The organism is Saccharothrix sp. NRRL B-16314 (assembly GCF_000716595.1).
Taxonomy (GTDB): domain Bacteria; phylum Actinomycetota; class Actinomycetes; order Mycobacteriales; family Pseudonocardiaceae; genus Actinosynnema.
Genome location: NZ_JNXC01000267.1, coordinates 1 through 226, shown reverse-complemented (window position 1 = coordinate 226; position 226 = coordinate 1). Strand labels below are relative to the sequence as shown.

Here is a 226-nt window from a genome sequence, read left to right as displayed (position 1 = left end):
GGGGACGCCGCGGGACTTGAAGTCCTGGACCATGCGGTAGACGCCCTGGGTCTTGGCGTGCGACCAGTTGTCGGTGTTGTAGTCGTTGTAGCAGAGCTTGGCGTTGGGGTCCGCCGCCCGCGCGGCGCGGAACGCGGCTTCGATCCAGTCGTTGCCGGTGCGCTGGAGGTTGGAGTCGCGGCGCCCGCCGCCGCTGCCGTCGGCGTAGGCCTCGTTGACGACGTCC

1 protein-coding gene is annotated in these 226 nt (G+C 69.9%); it reads right to left on the bottom strand.

All coding sequences use genetic code 11. The features are described from left to right. The coding region (locus OQ02_RS39945; protein ID WP_033443893.1) for an endo-1,4-beta-xylanase at positions 1–226 on the bottom strand (226 nt) is incomplete at both ends.